The 20150-nt window shown below is 71.9% G+C and carries 17 protein-coding genes, 2 tRNA genes and 1 pseudogene; 11 read left to right on the top strand and 9 right to left on the bottom strand.

All coding sequences use genetic code 11. From position 1 onward, the window contains the following. Nucleotides 1-117: 117 nt before the first annotated feature. Both OG485_RS17565 and OG485_RS17560 read left to right on the top strand, forming a co-directional pair. Nucleotides 118-681 carry a hypothetical protein gene (locus tag OG485_RS17565; protein ID WP_328669303.1) on the top strand — a complete coding sequence of 188 codons (564 nt, stop codon included), beginning with the start codon at nt 118-120 and terminating at the stop codon, nt 679-681. A gap of 1 nt (nt 682) precedes the next feature. Next, on the top strand, nt 683-1348 hold the full coding sequence (locus OG485_RS17560) for a class F sortase (RefSeq protein WP_328669302.1): 666 nt from the start codon (nt 683-685) through the stop codon (nt 1346-1348). 145 nt (nt 1349-1493) lie between these two features. Here OG485_RS17560 and OG485_RS17555 read toward each other — a convergent pair. Next, a tRNA-Lys gene (locus tag OG485_RS17555) sits at nt 1494-1567 on the bottom strand. A 184-nt stretch (nt 1568-1751) separates the two neighbouring features. Between OG485_RS17555 and OG485_RS17550 the strand changes: the two genes are divergently transcribed. The 6 genes from OG485_RS17550 (at nt 1752) to OG485_RS17525 (ending at nt 9576) form a co-directional block, all read left to right on the top strand. After that, nucleotides 1752-3092, top strand: coding sequence for a peptidoglycan-binding protein (locus tag OG485_RS17550; RefSeq protein WP_328669301.1), 1341 nt, complete (start codon nt 1752-1754; stop codon nt 3090-3092). 59 nt (nt 3093-3151) lie between these two features. After that, on the top strand, nt 3152-4489 hold the full coding sequence (locus OG485_RS17545) for an SPFH domain-containing protein (RefSeq protein ID WP_328669300.1): 1338 nt from the start codon (nt 3152-3154) through the stop codon (nt 4487-4489). Between the two features lie 167 nt (nt 4490-4656). Then, nucleotides 4657-5310 (top strand): lytic polysaccharide monooxygenase auxiliary activity family 9 protein, encoded by a 654-nt coding sequence (locus tag OG485_RS17540; protein WP_328669299.1) that lies wholly within the window; start codon nt 4657-4659, stop codon nt 5308-5310. A gap of 117 nt (nt 5311-5427) precedes the next feature. Then, nucleotides 5428-5892, top strand: coding sequence for a DUF3592 domain-containing protein (locus OG485_RS17535; RefSeq protein WP_328669298.1), 465 nt, complete (start codon nt 5428-5430; stop codon nt 5890-5892). A gap of 64 nt (nt 5893-5956) precedes the next feature. Beyond that, on the top strand, nt 5957-7756 hold the full coding sequence (locus OG485_RS17530; RefSeq protein ID WP_328669297.1) for an AMP-binding protein: 1800 nt from the start codon (nt 5957-5959) through the stop codon (nt 7754-7756). Between the two features lie 494 nt (nt 7757-8250). Beyond that, a complete protein-coding gene (locus OG485_RS17525; RefSeq protein ID WP_328669296.1) occupies nt 8251-9576 on the top strand; it encodes a M18 family aminopeptidase in 1326 nt (441 codons plus the stop codon). A 55-nt stretch (nt 9577-9631) separates the two neighbouring features. Here the strand turns inward: OG485_RS17525 and OG485_RS17520 are convergent. From OG485_RS17520 to OG485_RS17490, 7 genes are all read right to left on the bottom strand, one after another. Then, nucleotides 9632-9705 (bottom strand) — tRNA-Lys (locus OG485_RS17520). 135 nt (nt 9706-9840) lie between these two features. Continuing rightward, nucleotides 9841-10599: an IclR family transcriptional regulator gene (locus OG485_RS17515; protein ID WP_328669295.1), complete on the bottom strand. Its 759-nt coding sequence runs from the start codon at nt 10597-10599 to the stop codon at nt 9841-9843. Between the two features lie 253 nt (nt 10600-10852). Continuing rightward, the gene (gene ehuA, locus OG485_RS17510) at nt 10853-11635 is read right to left on the bottom strand and encodes an ectoine/hydroxyectoine ABC transporter ATP-binding protein EhuA (protein WP_328674513.1); all 783 of its coding nucleotides are present in this window, start codon (nt 11633-11635) and stop codon (nt 10853-10855) included. A gap of 55 nt (nt 11636-11690) precedes the next feature. After that, nucleotides 11691-12341: an ectoine/hydroxyectoine ABC transporter permease subunit EhuD gene (ehuD, locus tag OG485_RS17505; RefSeq protein WP_328669294.1), complete on the bottom strand. Its 651-nt coding sequence runs from the start codon at nt 12339-12341 to the stop codon at nt 11691-11693. Between the two features lie 85 nt (nt 12342-12426). Beyond that, the gene (ehuC, locus tag OG485_RS17500) at nt 12427-13167 is read right to left on the bottom strand and encodes an ectoine/hydroxyectoine ABC transporter permease subunit EhuC (protein ID WP_328669293.1); all 741 of its coding nucleotides are present in this window, start codon (nt 13165-13167) and stop codon (nt 12427-12429) included. Then, complete coding sequence (gene ehuB, locus OG485_RS17495) at nt 13164-14093, bottom strand: ectoine/hydroxyectoine ABC transporter substrate-binding protein EhuB (protein WP_328669292.1); 930 nt, start codon at nt 14091-14093, stop codon at nt 13164-13166. Before ehuB ends, ehuC begins: the two co-directional genes overlap by 4 nt. 239 nt (nt 14094-14332) lie before the next feature. Then, nucleotides 14333-15316, bottom strand: coding sequence for a D-2-hydroxyacid dehydrogenase (locus tag OG485_RS17490; protein WP_328669291.1), 984 nt, complete (start codon nt 15314-15316; stop codon nt 14333-14335). Between the two features lie 202 nt (nt 15317-15518). Between OG485_RS17490 and OG485_RS17485 the strand changes: the two are divergent. The 3 genes and pseudogenes from OG485_RS17485 (at nt 15519) to OG485_RS17475 (ending at nt 17922) form a co-directional block, all read left to right on the top strand. Next, a pseudogene (locus OG485_RS17485) lies at nt 15519-15951 on the top strand (hypothetical protein). After that, complete coding sequence (locus OG485_RS17480; RefSeq protein WP_328669290.1) at nt 15948-16679, top strand: maleate cis-trans isomerase family protein; 732 nt, start codon at nt 15948-15950, stop codon at nt 16677-16679. The pseudogene OG485_RS17485 and the gene OG485_RS17480 overlap by 4 nt, the downstream one beginning before the upstream one ends. 127 nt (nt 16680-16806) lie before the next feature. Continuing rightward, on the top strand, nt 16807-17922 hold the full coding sequence (locus tag OG485_RS17475; protein ID WP_328669289.1) for an LLM class flavin-dependent oxidoreductase: 1116 nt from the start codon (nt 16807-16809) through the stop codon (nt 17920-17922). On the opposite strand, the gene OG485_RS17470 is transcribed toward OG485_RS17475, so the two are convergent. Further along, entirely contained in the window at nt 17913-19841 is a 1929-nt protein-coding gene (locus tag OG485_RS17470) for a putative bifunctional diguanylate cyclase/phosphodiesterase (RefSeq protein ID WP_328669288.1), read from the bottom strand. The genes OG485_RS17475 and OG485_RS17470 overlap by 10 nt on opposite strands. Between the last annotated feature and the right edge of the window lie 309 nt (nt 19842-20150).

Below are 20150 nucleotides of genomic sequence, written 5' to 3'. Positions count from 1 at the left end.
TCGAGCCGGTTCCAAACCCCTGGCGGCGCGCACAGACCCGTACGGAGCAGTGGCGGCCCCCTGAAGATGCGGGCCGCCGTCCCGAGGGGGAGTCTCCAGTTGTCTGGAGGTTTCACGATGCGCTCGATGCGACTCACTCTCTGTGCCGGGGCGGCGGTCGCCGCGGCGTTCACGCCCGCCGCGTACGCGGCCGACGCGGGACCGGCCGGTGTCTCCGTGAACCCGGCGTCCCCGGCCGCGGGCAGCGACATCCGGCTGCGGGCCATGGGCTGTGCGGGCCGGACGGGCACCGCGGCGTCGGACGCCTTCGTCTCGGACGCGCGGCTGACCGGCGGGGGCGGCGGCGGCCTCGTCGGTGACACCCGCGTCCGTACCGCGCTGCGGCCCGGCGACTACGGCATCCAGGTCGACTGCGACGGCCACCACGAAAGGGTCAAGGGCACGCTCACGGTCCCGGCACGCGACTCCTCCCCGAGCGTCGCCACGCCCGCCACGCCCGCCTCGCCGGTCGCGCCGGTGAACGCGGGCGGCGGCGGAACCGCCCGCCTCGCCGCGGCGGACGACGCCCACGCGGCCGGACCCGGCACCCGGCAGGCCGTGGTCGGCCTGGTCCTCGCGAGCGTCGCCGCGATCGCCGTGGCGGTCCGCGGTTCGCGCCGGGGCAACGACGGCCGCGACTGACATGTCCGAACGGGAGCGTTCCCCTGGTACCGGCCGTCTGCTGACCGGTGTGGCCTGGCTGGTCCTGCTGCTCGGGCTGTGGCTGTGGGGCCGTGAGGTGACGGACCTGCGGCTGGGGACGTCGGCACCGACCACGGGGGACATCGCCGCCGTCGGCCGGCCGCCGGAGGTGCGGCTGCCCCCCGCGCTCAAGCCCCTCGGCAGCGCCCGTCCGCAGCGCGTCGACATTCCCTCCATGGGGGTGCAGGCGCCCGTCGTGGCCCGCGGGCTCGACGGGCGGGGTGCCATCGATCCGCCGCCGTTCGACCAGCCGGGTGTCGTCGGCTGGTACGCGTCGGGGGCGAAGCCGGGGGCCGCGGGGACGGCGCTGATGGTCGGCCACGTCGACACCGAGACCCGGCCCGCGGTCTTCTACCGGCTCAGCGCCGTCAAGCCCGGTGACACCGTCCGGGTCATGCGCGACGACGGGACGGTCGCCGAGTTCACCGTGGACGACGTCCAGGTTCTGCCGCGTGACCATTTCGATGCCCGGCAGGCCTATGGCGTACGGGAGTCCGGGCGGGCCGAGCTGCGGCTGATCACCTGCGGCGGAACCTTCGACCGGGCCGACCGCAGCTACACGGCGAACGTGGTCGTCTCGGCGTACCTCACGGGGAGCGGGGTCTGAGGCGGAGGGGGTTCGGCCGGGGTCGGCCGTGAGCCGCCGATTCCGCGACGGACGGCGCCGGGCCGCTGCCCTCACGGCTTCCGCCCCGCGGCCTCCGGACATGACGAAGGGCCCCCTCGTTCTCACGAGGAGGCCCTCCGGTCTGTGCGCCGCCAGGGACTCGAACCCCGGACCCGCTGATTAAGAGTCAGCTGCTCTAACCAACTGAGCTAGCGGCGCCTGCTGACGGGAAAACTCTACCCGACCCTCTGGGGTGCTCCCGACCAGGTGGGCGGCTCCGGGGCAGGTGGGGGCGGTCCCGTACATCATTCGGACCGTCAGCGTGCGGCGCCGGATGGCAGTTGAGAAACTGACGAATGTGCAGAATTGCGGACATTTCAATCTGGAGTGTGAGGGGCGTCGCATGAAGACTCCGGTGTTCGAGGAGGTCGATCCCGCGAGTGACTGTGATTGCCCCGGATGCGTTCACCGGCGGCGGGTCCTGCCCGTCTCCTCGCGGCTCGGGCCGTCCGGCTCCCTGGGGCATCCGGCCGTCCGTGCCCATGTCCTCGGCCTGACGGGGGTCGCGCGAACCCCCATGGCGCTCGCGCTGGCCGCCACGGCGGGCACCGCCCTCGGCGCGGTCCCGGCGGTCGCCGCCGTGCACGGGCCCGTACGGCCCGGTCTCCCCCCGGCCGACGGACACGACGGCACCCCCCAGGGCCACAGGGCGCCGCTGCACGGCCCGGCGGGGAAGCCCGCGCTGCCCGCCGGACCGGGGCAGACGGTGCGGGCGCCCACCACCACACGGGCCGCGATCATCAGCCGTGCCACGACATGGATCGACGCGCGGGTGCCGTACAGCGTGGACGCCTACTGGCGGGACGGGTACCGGCAGGACTGCTCGGGCTTCGTCTCGATGGCCTGGAACCTGCCGGGCAACGAGTGGACCGGCAGCCTCGGCAGCTTCGGGGTGAGGATCACCCGGGACCGGCTCCAGCCGGGCGACATCCTGCTCTTCCACAACCCCGACAACCCCGAGCAGGGCTCGCACGTCGTCATCTTCGGCGGCTGGACGGACAACACGCACACCCAGTACGTCGCCTACGAGCAGAGCCCGCCGCGTGCCAGGAAGCAGTCCACCCCGTACGCGTACTGGACGAACTCGGACCACTACGTGCCCTATCGCTACCGGGGGATCACGGAGGGCGCGGGCGGTTCGCCGCCGTCCACGTCGACCCGCTATCCGGGGGCCGCGTACTTCGGGACCGGCGCGAACAACGCGTACGTCACCCAGCTCGGCCGACTCCTGGTGGACCGGGGCGGGCGCCGCTTCTACACCAAGGGACCGGGGCCGCGCTGGTCGGCCGCGGACAAGCGGGCCACTCAGGCGTTCCAGCGGGCGCAGGGCTGGAAGGGAGCCGACGCGGACGGGCTGCCGGGGCCGACGACCTGGTCGTACCTGGTGGGCAAGAAGGGCAGGAACATCCCCGCCGTGACGGCCGGCCCGGGTTCCCCGCACATGGTGCCCGGCTATCCGGGACGCGCGGTGTTCCGGCCCGGAGCGAACGACGCCCAGGTCACCGATCTGGGAAAGCGGCTGGTCAAGAAGGGGTTCGGCACGTACTACACGTCCGGTCCGGGGCCGCGCTGGGGCGAGGCGGACCGGCGCAACGTCGAGGCGTTCCAGCGGGCCCAGGGCTGGCGCGGCGGGGCGGCGGACGGCTACCCGGGACCGGAGACCTGGCGGCGGCTCTTCTCCTGAGCGGCCGGGTTCCCCACGGCCCTGAACACACTTCCAGGCGCGGAGGCATGGAGGCAGCTATGAGTACGACGACGTCAGACACCCCGGAGTCCGAGGGAGCACCTCCGGGGGAACCCCGGCCCGGTGCGGCGGCCGACGACGACGGCGGCGGTCAGCGGTCCGGTGCGGCGGCCGACGGCGGCGGCGGTGGTCAGCGGTCCGGTGCGGCGGCCGAGGGCGGTGGCGGCGAGGGGTCCGGTGCGGCGGCTGAAGGTGGTGGCGGTCAGGGGTCCGGTGCGGGGGCCGAGGGCGGCGGTGGTCAGCGGTCCGCCCGGCTCATCCACAACGAGGCCACCACCGAGATCCCCGTTCACCTGCTCTTCCGCGACGACCCCGACCCGGTGTCCGTGCCGCTCGCGCCCGCCGTCGTGGGCCGCCGGCGCGGTACCGGGGAGCAGCCGAGAATCCGGCGGCCCGCGCCCGGCCGGCCTCCGCGCCCGGTGCCGGAGGCCGACCCCGAGCTGGTCGAACGGCCCGCACGGGTGCTGCCCGGCGCGGCGGGCGTGCTGGCCGGGGCCTGTGGTGCGGCCGGATGCGCCCTCACCACCTGGTGGGCGGGTCTGCTGCCGCCCTCCGTGCTGGCGGCGCTGGAGCTGCACGGCCACGCGGGCACCGGACTCGGCCCCGCGCAATGGGCCGCGTACGCCGGGGCGGGCGCGCTCGGCCTGTTCGGCTTCGGCGGTCTCGCCCGCGGCCGGACCGGGCGGGCCTGGGTGCTCGGTCTGTTCGGGCGCTATCGCGGTACGGTCCGGCGCACCGGTCTGATGTGGGTCAACCCGCTGGTGCTGCGCCGCCGGGTCGATGTGAGGCTGCGGCACTGGCGCAGCGAGCCGATGTCCGTGGTCGACGCGAACGGGGTCGAGCTGCGGGTGGTCGTGCTCGTGGTGTGGCGCGTCAAGGACACCGCGCGGGCCACCCTCGCGGTCGACGACCACCGGACGTATCTGCGCGAATGCGTGGAGGCGGCGCTCTCGCGGGTGCTCTCCCAGCTGCCGGCCGAGCTGCCGCCCGCCGTGATCAGGGATCTGACCCTGCGCAACACGGACGCGGTCGGCGAGGCGCTGACCAGGATGGTGGCCGCGGACACGGCTCCCGTCGGCCTGGAGGTGTTCTCCGCGCAGCCCACCCGGATCGAGTACGCGCCGGAGATCGCCGCCGTGATGCAGCGCCGTCGGATCGCGGCCCTGGACGCCCAGCACCGCGACAGCGTGCTCGGCTCGGTCGTCGACTCGGTCGAGGACACGGTGACCCGGCTGACCCTGCGCGGGCTGGTCGAACTGGACGACTACGAACGCAAGGCGCTGGTGAAGGACTTGACGGTGGCGTTCTGCACGGGGCGGGGGGAGGTGTCCTCGTAGGCCTCGTAGGACACGTGCTTTCGCGCGGCTCGGGCGGGGCGGTCGGCCGGGTCGGGCATTGGTATGGACATGTTCAACTACCCGCAATAATCTGATACTTGGTCTAGACCTGAACCTCGCGCGCACGGCTCACGGGAACATCCCCCACGTCCTCCAGGAGCGGCAGCATGCGCAAACGGACGAACCAGAACCTCACCGGCCGGTCCCGCACCGGCGGGAAAGTGAAGTTGTACGCGGCGGCGCTCGGTCTCGCCACGGCGGGTACTTTCGTGCTCTCCACGGGCGGAGCCAGCGCCCACGGCTACACCGACCAGCCCCTCAGCCGGCAGAAGATGTGCGCCGCGAACGGCGGCATCGTGGCCAACTGCGGTGACATCCAGTGGGAGCCGCAGAGCGTCGAGGGACTCAAGGGCTTCCCGGCGGCGGGCCCGGCCGATGGCCGGATCTGCTCCGCGAACCACACCAACTTCGGCCAGCTCGACCAGCCCAAGACCCCCGCGGGTACGGCCTGGCCGACGACCAAGGTGACCGCGGGACAGACCTACACCTTCCGCTGGCAGTTCACCGCGATGCACGCGACGACCGACTTCAAGTACTTCATCACCAAGACCGGCTGGAACCAGAACCACGCGCTGACCCGCGCCGACCTGGAGACCACCCCGTTCCTGACGGTCCCCTACAACGGACAGCGCCCCCCGTCCACGCTCTCGCACACCGGCACCCTGCCCGGCGGCAGGACCGGACACCACGTCATCCTCGGGGTGTGGACGGTCGCGGACACGACGAACGCGTTCTACTCCTGCGCGGACGTCACGTTCTGAGGCCCGAGTTCTGAGCACCCGTTGAGGTGCTGACGGCACCGGTGCGGGTATGGTCCCCGCACGTCGACATGACCAGGTCGACGTGCGGGGAGCAGTATCCGACACCGGGGGACCGTCATGAGTGTGTTCTTCTATGCCCTGCCCAGCCTGATGATCGTCGTGGTGCTGATGGCGGCGGCCAGGACCGTGCGCCGCTCGCTGGAGCTGCGCAGCGCCTGGAACAGCGGGCTGACCGCGGAGGCGCGCTGTCTGCGTTCGTACACGACGGTCGGCGGCGGAGGCGACGACCGCAACGTCACCACGACCCTGCACCACGTCTACGAGTTCACGACGCGCGACGGCCGGGTGATCCGCTTCGAGGAGACGAACGGTTCCTCGATAGTCGTCGTGGGCGACATCGTCCCCGCGTACTACACGGCCCGGCACCCCGAGAAGGCCACGGCGCACGCTCCGAGCCCGGCGAAGGCGGCCGCGGGCACCCTCGGCATGCTGGTGTTCTACGGCGTGATCGTCAGCTTCTGCGTCGGCTTCATGATCACGTACCACGAGGCGCTCGCCGGCGACGCGTTCTTCGGGGGCTGACGCGGGTGCGCGCGCCGCGCACGGGGCTCCCTATCTGACGTACCGTCAATTACCTTACGTCTCCATGGAGTCCAGGAGGCGCACTGTCGGGGAGCTCGTGCGGGAGCGGTGGGGCGACCACCGGCCGGGACTGTGGTTCGAGGGCCGGGTCATCAGTCATCACCGGGTCGCGGAGGGCGCGGCGGCGCGCGCGGCGCTGCTCGCCGAGCTGCTGCCGCCGGGCGCGGAGCCGCACGTGGGAGTGCTGCTCGACAACACCCCTGAGTATCCGCTGTGGTTGGGCGCGGCCGCCCTCGCCGGTGCCGCCGTCGCGGGGATCAACCCGACCCGGCGCGGACCCGAACTGGCCCGGGACATCCGGCACACCGAGTGCCGCGTCCTGGTCACCGAGCGGGCTCATCTGCCGCTTCTCGACGGACTCGAACTGCCCGGCCTGCACGTCCTGGTGACCGATACGGACGACTATGCCGAGCTCCTGAGGACCTACGAGGGCGCGCGGCCGGACGACGGCGGGGCGCGTCCGGACAGCCGTTTCCTGCTGCTGTTCACGTCTGGTTCGACCGGCGCGCCCAAGGCCGCGATCTGTACCCAGGGCAGGATCGCCGCGGCGGGGCGGTCGCTCGTCGACCACTTCGGGGTACGCGCGGACGACACCCACTACGTCTGCATGCCGATGTTCCACGGCAACGCGGTGATCGCCGACTGGGCTCCCGCGCTGGCGGCCGGCGCGGGGATCGCGCTGCGGCGCCGCTTCTCGGCCTCCGGGTTCCTGCCCGACGTACGGGCTTGCGGGGCTACGTACTTCACCTATGTCGGCCGTGCCGTGCAGTATCTGCTGGCCACGCCCGCCCGCCCCGACGACCGCGACAACCCGCTGCGCCTGGGGTTCGGCACGGAGGCCGGAGCGGTCGACGCGGCCGCCTTCGGGAAGCGGTTCGGGGTACGGCTCGTCGAGGGGTACGGCTCCTCGGAGGGCGGCGCCGCCATCCAGCGCACGCCCGGCACCCCGGCCGGGGCGATCGGCCGGGCGGCGCCCGCCGACGACCTCGCGGTGCTGGACCCGGACACCCGGCGCGAGTGTCCGCCGGCCGTCTTCGCCGGGGACGGGCGTCTGCTCAACGGCGCCGACGCGATAGGGGAGTTGGTGAACCGGGGCGCCAGTCTCTTCGAGGGGTACTGGCGCAATCCCGGAGCCGAGGCGGCCCGGCGCCGGGGCGCGTCACCAGGGCCGGGGGAGGCGGGGCCGGGGAACGGCGGAGCAGGGGAGACGGGGGCGGGGAGTGGCGGAGCAGGGGAGGCGGAGGCGGGGAACGGCGAGGCAGGGGAAGCGGGGAAAGGGAGCGGTGAGGCGGGGGAGGGCTGGTACTGGACCGGTGACCTCTTCTACCGCGACGCCGACGGCTTCCTCTACTTCGCCGGACGGGCCGACGACCGGCTGCGCGTCGACAGCGAGAACCTCGCCGCCGCGATGATCGAGAACATCCTGGCCCGGTACGAGGACGCCGCCGCCGTCGCGGTGTACGCCGTACCGGATCCGGTGGCGGGCGACCAGGTGATGGCGGCACTGGCCCTCAAGGACGACGCGCGCTTCGGTCCCTCGCCCTTCGCCGCGTTCCTGCGCGCCCAGCCGGATCTGGGCACGAAGATGGCACCCCGGTTCCTGCGTCTCGTGGAGCGGATGCCCGTCACCGCCACCAACAAGATCCACCGAGTGGCTCTGAGGCGCGAGGGCTTCCACTGCGCCGACCCGGTGTGGTGGCGGCCCCCGGGCGAGGAGACGTACCGGAGACTGACGGCGGCGGACGTGGCCGGGCTGGTGGCCCAGTACCGGGCGCACGGGCGGGAGGAACTGCTGACGCGCTGACCGCGGGGCCGGTTCGGGAGACCGCCACTCCAGCGGGGCGGGTCGGGGCGGGCGTGGTGTCCGGTGGCTTCGGCCCCGATGGTTCGTGGGGCCGGTGGCGTCCGGCGGTGTCTTGCGAACGGTCGGGACTTGAGGCATCCCGGCCGCTTTCCGCGGGGAGGATATCCGGGCACGTGTGCCGAGGGGCCTGTGCGCCAGAGCCCCGAACCGAGGGAAGAAGGGCGTTGCGTTGCCTGATCCGGGTCGCGGACACGGAAGCCGCGGGGCGCTGCCGCCCCGGCCCACGTCCGCGCTGGTGACCTCGGTGACCTCGGTGGTGTCCGTGACGTCGGTGGTGTCGCGTGTGCCGAGGCCCGGTCCCGGTCGGGAGGGTGTCATGCCCCTGGGTCCCAGGCCACCCCCGGGAAGGACCGTCGCCCCGGCCGAACCGCGCGTCCGGCGGCATGGTCCGACGCCCCCACCCTCACCCCCTCGACGGCTCCCGAAAGGCAATCATGTCCCCCACGCATGACACGCTCGACCGCGGACACAATGACGACCTGTTCAGCTTCGTCAGAGCCAGCCCCTCGCCGTACCACGTGGTGGCGAGCGCGGCGCAGCGCCTGGAGAAGGCGGGTTTCGCGGAGTTGCGGGAGCGGGACGAGTGGACGGCCGGAGCCGAGGGAGGCCGTTATGTCGTGCGCGGGGGAGCGCTGGTGGCCTGGTACGTCCCGCCGGGCGCCCCGGCCGGCACCCCGTTCCGGATCGTCGGCACCCACACCGACTCACCGAACCTGCGGGTCAAGCCCACGCCGGACACCGGCTCGGCGGGGTGGCGGCAGATCGCCGTGGAGATCTACGGCGGGGTGCCGCTCAACACCTGGCTCGACCGGGACCTGGGCGTCTCGGGGCGGCTGGCCCTGCGGGACGGTTCGACCCGGCTGGTCCGCGTCGACAAGCCGCTGCTGCGGGTGCCGCAGCTCGCCATCCACCTCGACCGGGCCGTGAACGAGGGGCTCGCCCTGGACCGGCAGCGGCACATGACCCCGCTGTGGGGGCTCGGCGGCTCCGCGCCCGGCGCCCTGCTCGGCCGGATCGCGGACGAGGCGGGCGCCGACGCCGCGGAGGTCCTCGGCTGGGACCTCATGCTGCACGACATCCAGCCGCCCGGGTATCTGGGGGCGGACGAGGAGTTCATCGTCGCGCCGCGCCTCGACAACCAGATCTCGGTGCACGCGGGTGTCACCGCCCTGGTCGCCGCGGCCGGCTCGGAACGGCCGCCCGCGTTCATACCGGTGCTCGCCGCCTTCGACCACGAGGAGGTCGGCAACGGATCGGAGTCCGGTGCCCAGAGCCCCTTCCTGGAACGGGTGCTCGGCCGCGCCGTGACCGCCAGGGGCGGCGGGCCGGAGGACTTCGACCGTGCCCTCGCCGGCGCCCTGTGTGTCTCCTCCGACATGACCCACGCGGTCCACCCCAACTACGCCGAACGCCACGACCCGGACCACCGTCCGCTGCCCAACGCCGGCCCCGTGATCAAGGTCAACGTCAATCAGCGGTACGCCAGCGACGGCGTCGGTGTCGCCGCCTTCGCCGCCGCGTGCGAACGGGCCGGGGTGCCGTGGCAGCCGTTCGTCTCCCACAACGCGATGCCGTGCGGGACGTCGATCGGTCCGGTCACCGCGGCCCGTCTCGGCGTGACGACTGTCGACGTGGGGGTGGCCGGGCTGTCGATGCACTCGGCGCGTGAACTGTGCGGGGCACGGGACCCGGAGCTGCTGGCGCGGGTGCTGACCGAGTTCGTCACGGCGGAGCGGACCGGGGTGACCGGAGGCGCCTGAGCATGTCCGGACATGCGTGAAGGCCCCCCACCGAAGTGGAGGGCCTTCACCGATGTGCGCCGCCAGGGACTCGAACCCCGGACCCGCTGATTAAGAGTCAGCTGCTCTAACCAACTGAGCTAGCGGCGCATGACTCCCGCCTTCCGCTTTCGCGGTCGGCGACGAAAGAAATACTACCTGGTCCGCGCGGGTGCTTCCGACCAGCCGCGCGCACCGCTCGCGCGGACCAAGGCCGCGGACCTCGTACGGGCCAGGTGGCGGCTGTCAGATCGCGAGGGAGAGCAGCACCGGGGTCGCCCCGCGGTTCAGCGTGTCCGCGGCGCGGCGGAGCCGATGGGCGTGCTCAAGCGGCAGGGAGAGGGCGAGGCAGCCGACGGAGGAGCCGGCGGTGATCGGGACCGCCGCGCAGACCGTGCCGATCGCGTACTCCTGGAGGTCGAGGACGGGCAGGGTGGCCGGCTGGGAGTCGAGACGGGACAGCAGGAGCCGCTCGCTGGTGATGGTCCGCGAGGTGAGCCGGGCCATCTTGTGGCGGGCGAGATGGTCGCGGCGGCCGTTGTGGTCGAGCTGGCCGAGAAGGCTCTTGCCGACCGCGCTGGCGTGTGCGGAGGAGCGGAAGTCGACCCATTCGTTGACCGCGGGGGTGGACGGGCTCTCCGCGTACTGGGTGACGTGCACCTCGCCGTCGATGTAGCGGCTGATGTAGATCGCGGCGCCGAGCGAGTCGCGGAGCCGGTCGATCGTCTGCTGGAGTTTGTCGCGCAGCGCCTGCTCGCGGCCGTGGGCGGAACCGAGACGGCCGAGGGCGGCGCCGGTGACGTACGCGCCGTCCGTGACCTGCTCGACGTAGCCCTCCCGGCGCAGCATGCGCAGCAGTGCGGTCAGCCGGTCGGCGCCGAGGCCGGCCTGGCGGGCGAGTTCGTTCGCGGTGACGCCGGTCGTGTGCTGCGACACGGTCTCCAGGACGCGCAGCGCGTCCTGGGCCGAGTGGTACGGCGCGGTCGGCTCGTTCATCAGCGCCACGGTTTCCCCCTGCGCTTCATGGTCCGGCTCAAAAATGACGTCGGCCCGGACACCTGGGCTCACTACACGATAACGGTCAAGACGCCATCTGTGGCGGTCTGTTGGCGAGATTGGTGGTGCGCTCCGCGCCTCTCAGCAGGAGCGCACCACCCTGGCATATGCCAAAGGCATGACCCTTCGGGCATGTCCCACCGGCCGGACCTCGCGCCTTGCCGCGCGCGCCGCCCCTCCGCCCCTCGTTCGCTCCCCGGCGTCAGAGGACCGCGCCGAGGAACTCCCTGGTCCGCTCGTGCTCCGGGTCGCCGAAGATCCGCTCCGGCGGGCCGGATTCGATGACATGGCCAGAATCGAACATGAGCACCTGGTCCGAGATGTCCCTGGCGAAATTCATCTCGTGGGTCACACAGAGCATCGTGATGTCCGTGGTGTGAGCGATGTCACGCAGGACGTCGAGGACGCCCGCGACGAGTTCGGGGTCGAGCGCGGACGTCACCTCGTCCAGCAGCAGAATCTGCGGCCGCATCGCCAGCGCGCGGGCGATGGCCACGCGCTGCTGCTGGCCGCCGGACAGCCGGCCCGGCCGCTCGTCGCACTTGTCCGCGAGACCGACCAGGTCCAGCAGTTCCCGGGCCCGTTCCTCGGCCTCGTCCCGGGACAGGCCGAGCACGGTCACGGGCGCCTCGGTGACGTTGCGCAGCACGCTCATGTTCGGGAACAGGTTGAACTGCTGGAAGACCATCCCGATCTTCTTGCGGACCTCGCGGACCTGCTTCCCCTGCGCTGGGAACAGCCGGTCCCCGGCGACCGTGATCGTGCCCTCGTCCGGCCGGGCCAGGGTCATCAGCAGCCGCAGGATCGTCGTCTTGCCGGAACCGGACGGGCCTATCAGCGTGACGTGCTTGCCGGAGTCGACGCGGAAGTCGAGCCCGTCGAGGACGGTGTTGTCCCCGAAGCGCTTGGTGACCTTGTCGAAGCGGATCAGCTCGCTGCCGTCCACCGGGGGGTTGGCGAGGTCCTTCAGAGGGCCGGCCTCGATGTCGGGTCCGGTGTTCGGACCGGTGTTCGTGTCGGCGTTCGTCTCGGCGTTCGTGTCAGCGGACAAGGCGTCGCTCCAGGGCTCGCAGCAGCAGGGAAGCCGGGTAGGAAATGAGGATGAAGGCCACGCCGATGACCGTGAGCGGCTCCGTGAACTGGAAGTGCTGCTGCGAGTACAGCCGCGCCTCGCCCAGCATCTCCAGCACGGTGATCGTCATCAGCATCGGCGTGTCCTTGAGCATCGCGATGACGTAGTTGCCGAGCGCCGGCACCACACGGCGGACCGCCTGCGGCAGGATCACCGCCGTCCAGGTGCGCCGCGCGGGCAGGCCGAGCGCCGTGGCCGCTTCCCACTGGCCGGCGGGCACGCCCTCGATCCCGGCCCGGTAGACCTGCATCGTGTACGTCGAGTAGTGCAGCCCGATCGCGATCACACCGGTGGTCAGCGGGGAGAACGTGATGTTCCACTCGGGCAGCACGTAGAAGAGGAAGAACAGCTGCACCAGCAGCGGGGTGTTGCGTACGAACTCGGTGGCCACCCCGACCGGCCAGCGCACCCAGCGCGTCGGCGCCCGCATCAGCAGGGCCCACACCAGGCCGAGCACGAACGAGATCACCGAGCCGAGGGCCAGCGCCTCAAGGGTGACCAGCAGACCGTCCCGGAAGTGCGGCATGAAGTCGCCGACGGCGTTCCAGTCCCAGGTCACGAGGCACCACCGATCGTCGTCTTCATGAGGGGCGTGGCGTTGAGGGGCGTCGAGTTGAGGAGCGTCGAGGTGAGGGGCTTGGTGCTCATGAGGCACCTCCGCCCGCGGCGGCACCCGCACCGGCACCCGCACCGGTCGTCGCGGCCCGCTTCGCCTCGCGGGCCGGCCTGCTGTCCGGTTCCCTGCCGACCCCGGCCTTCAGCCGCCTCTCCAGGCCGCGCATCAGCCGGGTGAGCAGGAAGGCGATGACGAAGTAGATGAGCAGGACGTACGTGTAGACCTCCGCGCTCTGCTGGAGGGCGAGCCGCACCAGGTTCGCGCTGAAGGTCAGGTCGCCCATTCCCATCACGGAGACGAGTGCCGTGCCCTTGAGCAGTTCGACCAGCAGGTTGGAGAAGGGCGGGATCATCTCCGGTACCGCCTGCGGCAGCAGGATCAGCCGCATCCGCTGCCCAGGGGTGAAGCTGAGCGCGATACCGCCCTCGCGCTGGGCCGGGTCGACCGCGCTCAGCGCGCCGCGCACGATCTCGGAGCCGTACGCCCCGTACGTCAGCCCCAGTGCCAGGGTGCCCGCCCACAGCGGGACGAGCTGCCAGCCGAAGGCGAGCGGCAGCACGAAGTACACCCAGAAGATCATGATCAGCGCGGAGGTGCCGCGGAACACCTCGGTGTACAGGCCCGCGAGGAAGCGGACGGCCCACCGGTTCGACGTACGCGCGATTCCTGCCAGGAAGGACATGGCTCCGGCCAACAAGGTGCTGAAGAACAGCAGTTGGACGGTGACCCAGATCCCTTCGAGGACGAGTTCCCAGAGTCCCGATGTCATCCGCGGCACAGCTCCTTCGCGGTCATGTCGGTCATCTCGGCCTTGGTGAAGCCGAACGGCCGCAGGATGCGGAAGAGTTCGCCGCTCTCCTTCATCTTCCGCAGCTCGACGTTGAAGGCGTCCCGCAGCCTCGTCTCCGGCGAACGGAACGCGAAGCCGCCGCCGTCGACGTGCGGTTTGCCCTTGACCAGCGGCGCGAAGGGCTTCGTGCTCTCCGCCTCGGAGGACTTCCTCACCACCTCGCGGACGGTCAGCGCGGTCCCCGCGAAGACGTCGGCGCGCCCCGCCTCGATCGCGTTCAGGCCGGCGACCTGGTCGGGCACGATGAGGATCTCGCTCTCCTTGTACCCGGCCTCGACCGCGTACTGGATCTCCGCGTAGCCGGTCCCCGTCGCGAACCTGGCCTTCTTCGCCACGACGTCCTTGTAGTCGTGCAGCCCCTTCGGGTTGCCCTTGCGCACGATGAACGCGTCGAGCATCCGGTAGTCCGGGTCGGCGAAGATGACCTGTTCGCAGCGTTCGGCGTTGATGTACATCCCGGCGGAGACGACGTCGAACTGCTGGGAGTTGAGCCCGGGTATGAGGGATCCGAACTCGGTCGGCACGGGCTGGACCCGGTCGACGCCCAGCCGTTTGAAGACGGCCTTGGCGAGTTCCGGTGCCTCGCCGGTCAGTTCGCCGTCCCGGTCGATGTAGCCGAAGGGGATCTCGCCCGCGATGCCGAGGCGGACGACGCCCTGCGCCTTCAGCCGGTCGAGGAGATCTCCGCCGTCCCTCGACGACGCCGTGGCCACGCGACTGCAGCCGGCGGAGCCGAGCGCGCCGAGCGCCGCGACCCCCGCGAGCAGCGACCGGCGGGTCGTCCCGGACGGATGTCTTTCGTTTCCCGTTGTGTTCGCACGTGCGTTCTCAAGTGGTGGAGCCATGGCCGCGCGGCTACCCGGGACCATGCGATGTATGCGGACCGGTTCCGGCCCCGGACGCGTCCGGGGCGCTCTTGACCGGCGCGGATGAAGACCGTCGCACCGCCCCGCAGGTGTCGGCGCACGTGCGCGTCGTACGCGCGGAGACGTGGGTCGGGTCCCGGGCATCGTCCGGGGCCAACCGGTCGACGGCCTCGACGCGATGGCCGAGGCCTGTGACGGCCCTTGCCTCCCGAGGCGGTTCAGTGTCCGGGCACGTACCCGCGCTTCTTGTCGACCACGTTCGACAGCGGCCTGCCCGCCGCCCAGCGCTCGTACAGCTCCACGAACTGCTCACCCAGCTCGTCCCGCCAGCCGGCCGTGTCCCCGCTCATGTGCGGCGACACGATCAGACCCGGGACGTCCCACAACGGGCTGTCGCGGCCGAGCGGTTCGTGCTGGAAGACATCGAGGGCCGCGCCCGCGATCCACCGTTTCGACAGCGCCTCGGCAAGCGCCTCCTCGACGACGAGCTGCCCGCGCCCGACATTGACGAAGCGGGCCGAGGGCTGCATCATCCCGAAGCGCCGGGCGTCGAACATGCCGCGTGTCTCCGCGGTGAGCGGCGCCGCCGACACCACCCAGTCGGCGCGCGCCATCAGCCGGTCCAGCTCCCCGGGACCGTGGATCCCGGTGCGCGGGACGCGTCCCACCAGCGCCGTGGTGACATCGAGCGCCTTGAGGGTGCGCACGATCGCCCGCCCGATCGGCCCCGACCCCACCACACAGGCGCGGGTCCCGGCCACCCGCTGCGACTCGCGGTGCCGCCACTCGTGCCGCCGCTGGAGGTCCCAGGTCCGCGGAAGATCCTTGGCCATGGCGAGGACCAGAGCGGCCACGTACTCGGCGATCGGCCGGTCGAAGACGCCGCGCGCGTTGGTCACCACCGTGTCGGAGGCGGCGAGCTCGGGACACATCAGATGGTCCACGCCCGCGCTCGCGGTGTGCACCCAGCGCGGCCGGGGCCCCTCGCCCGGCCAGGCGCGGCGTACGGCCCCCGAGGTGAAGTCCCACACGAGCAGCACGTCCGCGTGCGGCAGCCGCTCCGCGAGCGTGGACTCGTCGGCGTGCTCGATCCGTACCCGGCCGGTGAGCCGGCCCAGCCGGGGGAGCGGGTCGGCGTCCAGGACGAGCAGCGTGGCCCGGTCCGACGGGCCGGACGCGCCGGCGGACACACGGGCGTTCATCCGAGGAAACCGTTTCGCAAGGGGAGTCCGCTTCTCTGGGAGATCCTGGGGCGAAATGACCGGGGAGACGTGCGGGCGAACGGGATCCGAGCCGTCTGAGATGGGCGGATTGACCACGCTCGCACCCGAACCTACCTTCGTCAACACGGGCTCGCATACGGTCCGTTGCCGCCCGTTCCCCTCTTCGGGGCCGGTGCCTGCCATGGACGTCTCCTTTCTCGGCGGTCCGCATCCGCAACGCGGGGCCGGGGTCGTCGCGCCGTTCGACTTCGCCCTCGACCGTGAGCTGTGGCGATGGGTGCCGCCCGACGACGTCTGCCTGCATCTGACCCGCACCCCGTTCGTGCCCGCCGAGGTCGGCCTGGACCTGGCCCGCCTGGTCTCCGAGCACGAGACGCGGGCCGCGCGGGGTGGCGGACGCCCGCTTCGTGAGCTGCACCAGCCTGCCGACGTACGACGTGATCCCCCGGCTGGAGGCGGAACTGCGGATACCGGTGATCTCGGCCAACCAGGTGACGATGTGGGCGACGTTGCGCCAACTGGGTACCCGGGCGGTGGGCCCCTGTCAGCGGCTGATTGATCAGGCCGCCCGCCGGGGACCCGTACTTCCCGAAGAACAGGAAGGTTGGGCATGACCGCACTCGGATTCCTCTACCCGGGCCACTCGGCCGAGGACGACTACCCGCGCATCGAGCAGCTCCTCGGCAGCGACATCCGCCTGACCGTCGTCCACACGGACATGGGGGAGGACGCCCACCGCGTGGACGCGCTCCTCGAAATGGGCTCGGCGCACCGCCTCGCGGCGGGCGTCGAGGAGCTGCGCCTGTCCGGCGCGGAGGCCGTGGTCTGGGCGTGTACGAGCGGCAGTTTCGTGTTCGGGGTACAGGGCGCCCAGGAGCAGGTCCGCGGCCTCGCCAGGGCGGCCGGGCTGCCCGCCTCCTCGACGTCCTTCGCCTTCACCCACGCGGCGCGGGAGCTCGGGGCGAGGCGGGTCGCGATCGGGGCGACCTACCCCGACGACGTGGCCGCGCTCTTCGCCGGGTTCCTGAAGGAGACCGGTACGGAGGTGGCCGCGGTGCGCGGCTCCGGTGTCGGCACCGCCGCCGAGGCCGCCGGCTGGGACTACGGCGAGGTCCTCGCGCTGGCCCGGGAGGCGGACCACCCGGACGCCGACGCGATCCTCCTCCCCGACACGTCCCTGCACACCGCCTCCTATCTCACGGCCCTGGAGAAGGAGCTCGCCAAACCGGTCCTCACCGCGAACCAGGTCACGGTCTGGGAGGCCCTGCGCCTGACGGGCCGCCGCGTGAACGCCCCAGCCCTCGGCACCCTCTTCACCAGGGAACCGATCGTCCAGGCTTGAGGATCCGGCCCCGAAGGATCCAGACCCTCCGAGGGCGCTCCCAGGCCCGCCCTCGGGGAATAAGCGGAGTCAGCCTCCTGTTCGTACGCCCGGGGACACCAACGCGTACGCAACAGGAGGCACCACGGTGGACGAGACGGCCGAGACGGACGAGATCCGAGGTACGGCACAGGGCACCGCCCCCGTGCCCCTGTCCGTACTGGACCTGGTCACCGTGGGCGCGGGCCGCACCGCGACCGACGCGCTGCGCACCAGCGTCGAGATCGCCCGCCTCGCGGAGTCCCGCGGCTTCCACCGCTACTGGGTGGCCGAACACCACTCGATGCCCGGCGTGGCCAGCTCCTCGCCCGCGGTGATCCTCGCCCACCTGGCCGCCCACACGGACCGCATCCGCCTGGGCTCCGGCGGAGTGATGCTCCCCAACCACGCCCCGCTGGTCATCGCGGAGCAGTTCGGCACGCTGGAGGCGATGGCCCCGCGCCGCGTCGACCTGGGCCTCGGCAGGGCACCGGGCACGGACGGCGCGACGGCCGCCGCCCTGCGCCGCACCCAGCGGCTGGGCGAGGGCGCCGACGACTTCCCCGAACAGCTCGCGGAACTCGTCCGCTTCCTGGACGACGACTTCCCCGACGGCCACCCCTACGCCCGGATCCACGCCGTTCCCGGGCCCGTCCAGGCGACCTCACCGGGCGGCGTCCAGTCCCCGCACCGGCCCCCGGTCTGGCTGCTCGGCTCCTCCGGCTTCAGCGCCCGCCTCGCCGGGGCCCTCGGCCTGCCGTTCGCCTTCGCGCACCACTTCTCGGCGCAGAACACCATCCCGGCGCTCGACCTCTACCGCGAGTCCTTCCGGCCGAGCGCGGTCCTCGACGCCCCCTACGCCCTCATCGGCGTCTCCGCGCTCGCCGCGGACGAGGAGAAGGAGGCCCGCCGCCAGGTGCTGGCGGCCGCGCTGAGCATGGTCCGCCTGCGCACCGGGCGTCCCGGACTCGTGCCCACCCCGGAGGAGGCGGAGGCCTACGAATTCAGCCCGATGGAGCGGGAGTTCATCGGATCCTGGAACGCCAACGTCATCCACGGCACCGCCGACGAGGTGCGCGCCGGCCTCGACGACCTCCAGAAGCGCACCGGCGCCGACGAGTTGATGATCACGGGCAACGCGCACGGCGGCGACGTACGGCTGCGCTCGTACGAACTGATCGCGGACGCCTACGGGTTGCCGGGGGCGCGGACCGCTCAGGCCTGAGGACAGGTCGCCGACATCAGGAGCGCCGAGATGCGTTCCGGCGCCACCGGCCGGGAGTACAGCCAGCCCTGGCCGGTGTCGCAGCCGATCCCGCGCAGCCGTGACGCCTGCGAGGCGGTCTCCACGCACTCGGCGGTGACCGTCAGGCCGAGCCGATGGGCGAGCTGGATGAGCGCCTCGACGATGACCTCGTCGGCCGGGTTGGGATGGGCGGACGAACCGTCGGCGTTCTCGTACTGGAAGCCGCGGACGAACGAGCCGTCCAGCTTCAGCACCGACACCGGGAGCCTGCTCAGGTAGGCGAGGTTCGAGTAGCCGGTGCCGAAATCGTCGATGGCGATACGGACCCCCATGTCGCTGAGTGCCTGCAATGCCTGGAGCGGACGGCCCGCCGAACCCATCACCGCCGACTCCGTCAGTTCCAACTGGAGCAGACGCGGGGCCAGTCCGGTCTCCGCCAGGATCTTCGCCACGTCCGCCACCAGGTCGGAGTCCCAGACCTGGCGCACGGCGACATTGACGCTGACGAAGATCGGCGGGGCGTCCGGACGGTCGAGCTGCCAACGGCGCGCCTGGCGGCAGGCGGTGGCCAGCACCCAGCGGCCGAGCTGGACGATCGAGCCGTCCTCCTCGGCCAGTCCGATGAACCGGTTCGGGGTCAGCGTCCCGAACCTCGGGTGGTTCCAGCGCACCAGCGCCTCGACCCCGTGCACACCGCCGTCCTCCATCCCCACCAACGGCTGGTACTCCAGGGCGAATTCACCCCGCTCGACGGCCGCGCGCAGAGTGGACGACAGGGCCTGGCGGGTCATGCGGTGCGCGTTGCGCTCCGGGTCGAAGAGCGTCCAGCGGCCTTTGCCGTCCGCCTTCGCCCAGTACAGCGTGGTGTCCGCGGCCTGCATCAGACCGGTCGCCGTGGTGCCGTTGGCGCGCCGCTCGACGACCCCGATCGACGCCGACAGGGACAGCCGCTGCCCCGACAGGTCGAACGGTGCCTGGAGCGACTTCAGCACGGACTCGGCGAGATCCGCGAGCTGGTCGGTGCCCGTGGAATCCTCGACGAGCAGCGCGAACTCGTCCCCTCCCAGCCGGGCCACCAGGGGACTGGCCGCCCGCGTGAGGCCGGCCTCCTCGGCACAGCGCGTCAGACGCTCCGCGACCGCCGCGAGCAGCCGGTCCCCGACCCGGTGGCCGAGTGTGTCGTTGACGGCCTTGAACCCGTCCAGGTCCAGATAACAGAGCCCGATCCGGCCGGTGCCGCACTCCTCGTACGCCTCCGCCTCCAGCGCCGCCGAGAGGCGCTCGAAGAACAGGGTGCGGTTGGGCAGCCGGGTCACCGGGTCGTGCATCTGCAAGTGGCGCAGCCGCGCCTGGAGTTCACGCCGCGCGCCGATGTCGGTGACCGAGATCAGCACCGCGCGTTCCTGCGGGGGCAGTGGCGCGATCGTGACCTGCGCCCAGATCACCTGGCCGTCGGGATGCTTGAGCCGGCGGGTGCAGCGCAGCCGGGCCCGGCTGCCGCCCAGCATCTCGCGGTACGCGTGCCAGGTGCGGGCGTCCGTGGCCAGGTCCACCAGGTCGGCGGCGGCCCGCCCGGTGAGCGTCCGCGCCTCGGCGCCGAGCAGCGTGCCCAGTGCCTCGTTGGCGGTGACGACGAGACCCTCGCGGTCGACGACGGCCATCGCGAGGGGAGCCGTGGCGAAGGCCGCGTGGAAGGTACGGAGTGACGTTCCGTCGGGAACCGCCAGGAGTGCCGGCGTCCCGGAAGGCGGCCCCGGCGCCACGGAGGGTACGGAGGGGGCGGGTGGGCCGGGAGAGGTCCCGGCGGACGTACGAGAAGACGTGTCGACGTGACGTTCTGTGACGGCCGGCCGGACGAGGTCTCCCGCGGGCGCCGGCCCTTCGGACGTTCCGCTCACCGCTCGCTCCCGCAGTGCACTCGTTCTTCGTATGGGTCTTTCGGGGCGGTCGGCCGGTGATGGGCGGCCGCACAAGCCGTGTCCGTGCAGGAAAGTGTGCCGATCATAGAGGCTGCCCGCGAAACGGTGCGGACACTGTCCAGTGTCCAGGAACAACCGCCTGTTCTGACAGATCGTTTCTGCCTGTTATCGGGACGGTTCCCTGTCCCGTCGACCGCACGTGACGTTCCGTGCATGTCCGGGGGTGTCGGCCCGCTCGGGCACTCACTCTTCCGGTTCAGACAAACAGGGCGAAATAGTACAAATTCA

The sequence above is a fragment of the Streptomyces sp. NBC_00328 genome (assembly GCF_036139655.1).
GTDB lineage: Bacteria > Actinomycetota > Actinomycetes > Streptomycetales > Streptomycetaceae > Streptomyces.
Note: the sequence above shows the minus strand (reverse complement) of the source record. Positions and strands in the feature narration are given on the sequence as shown.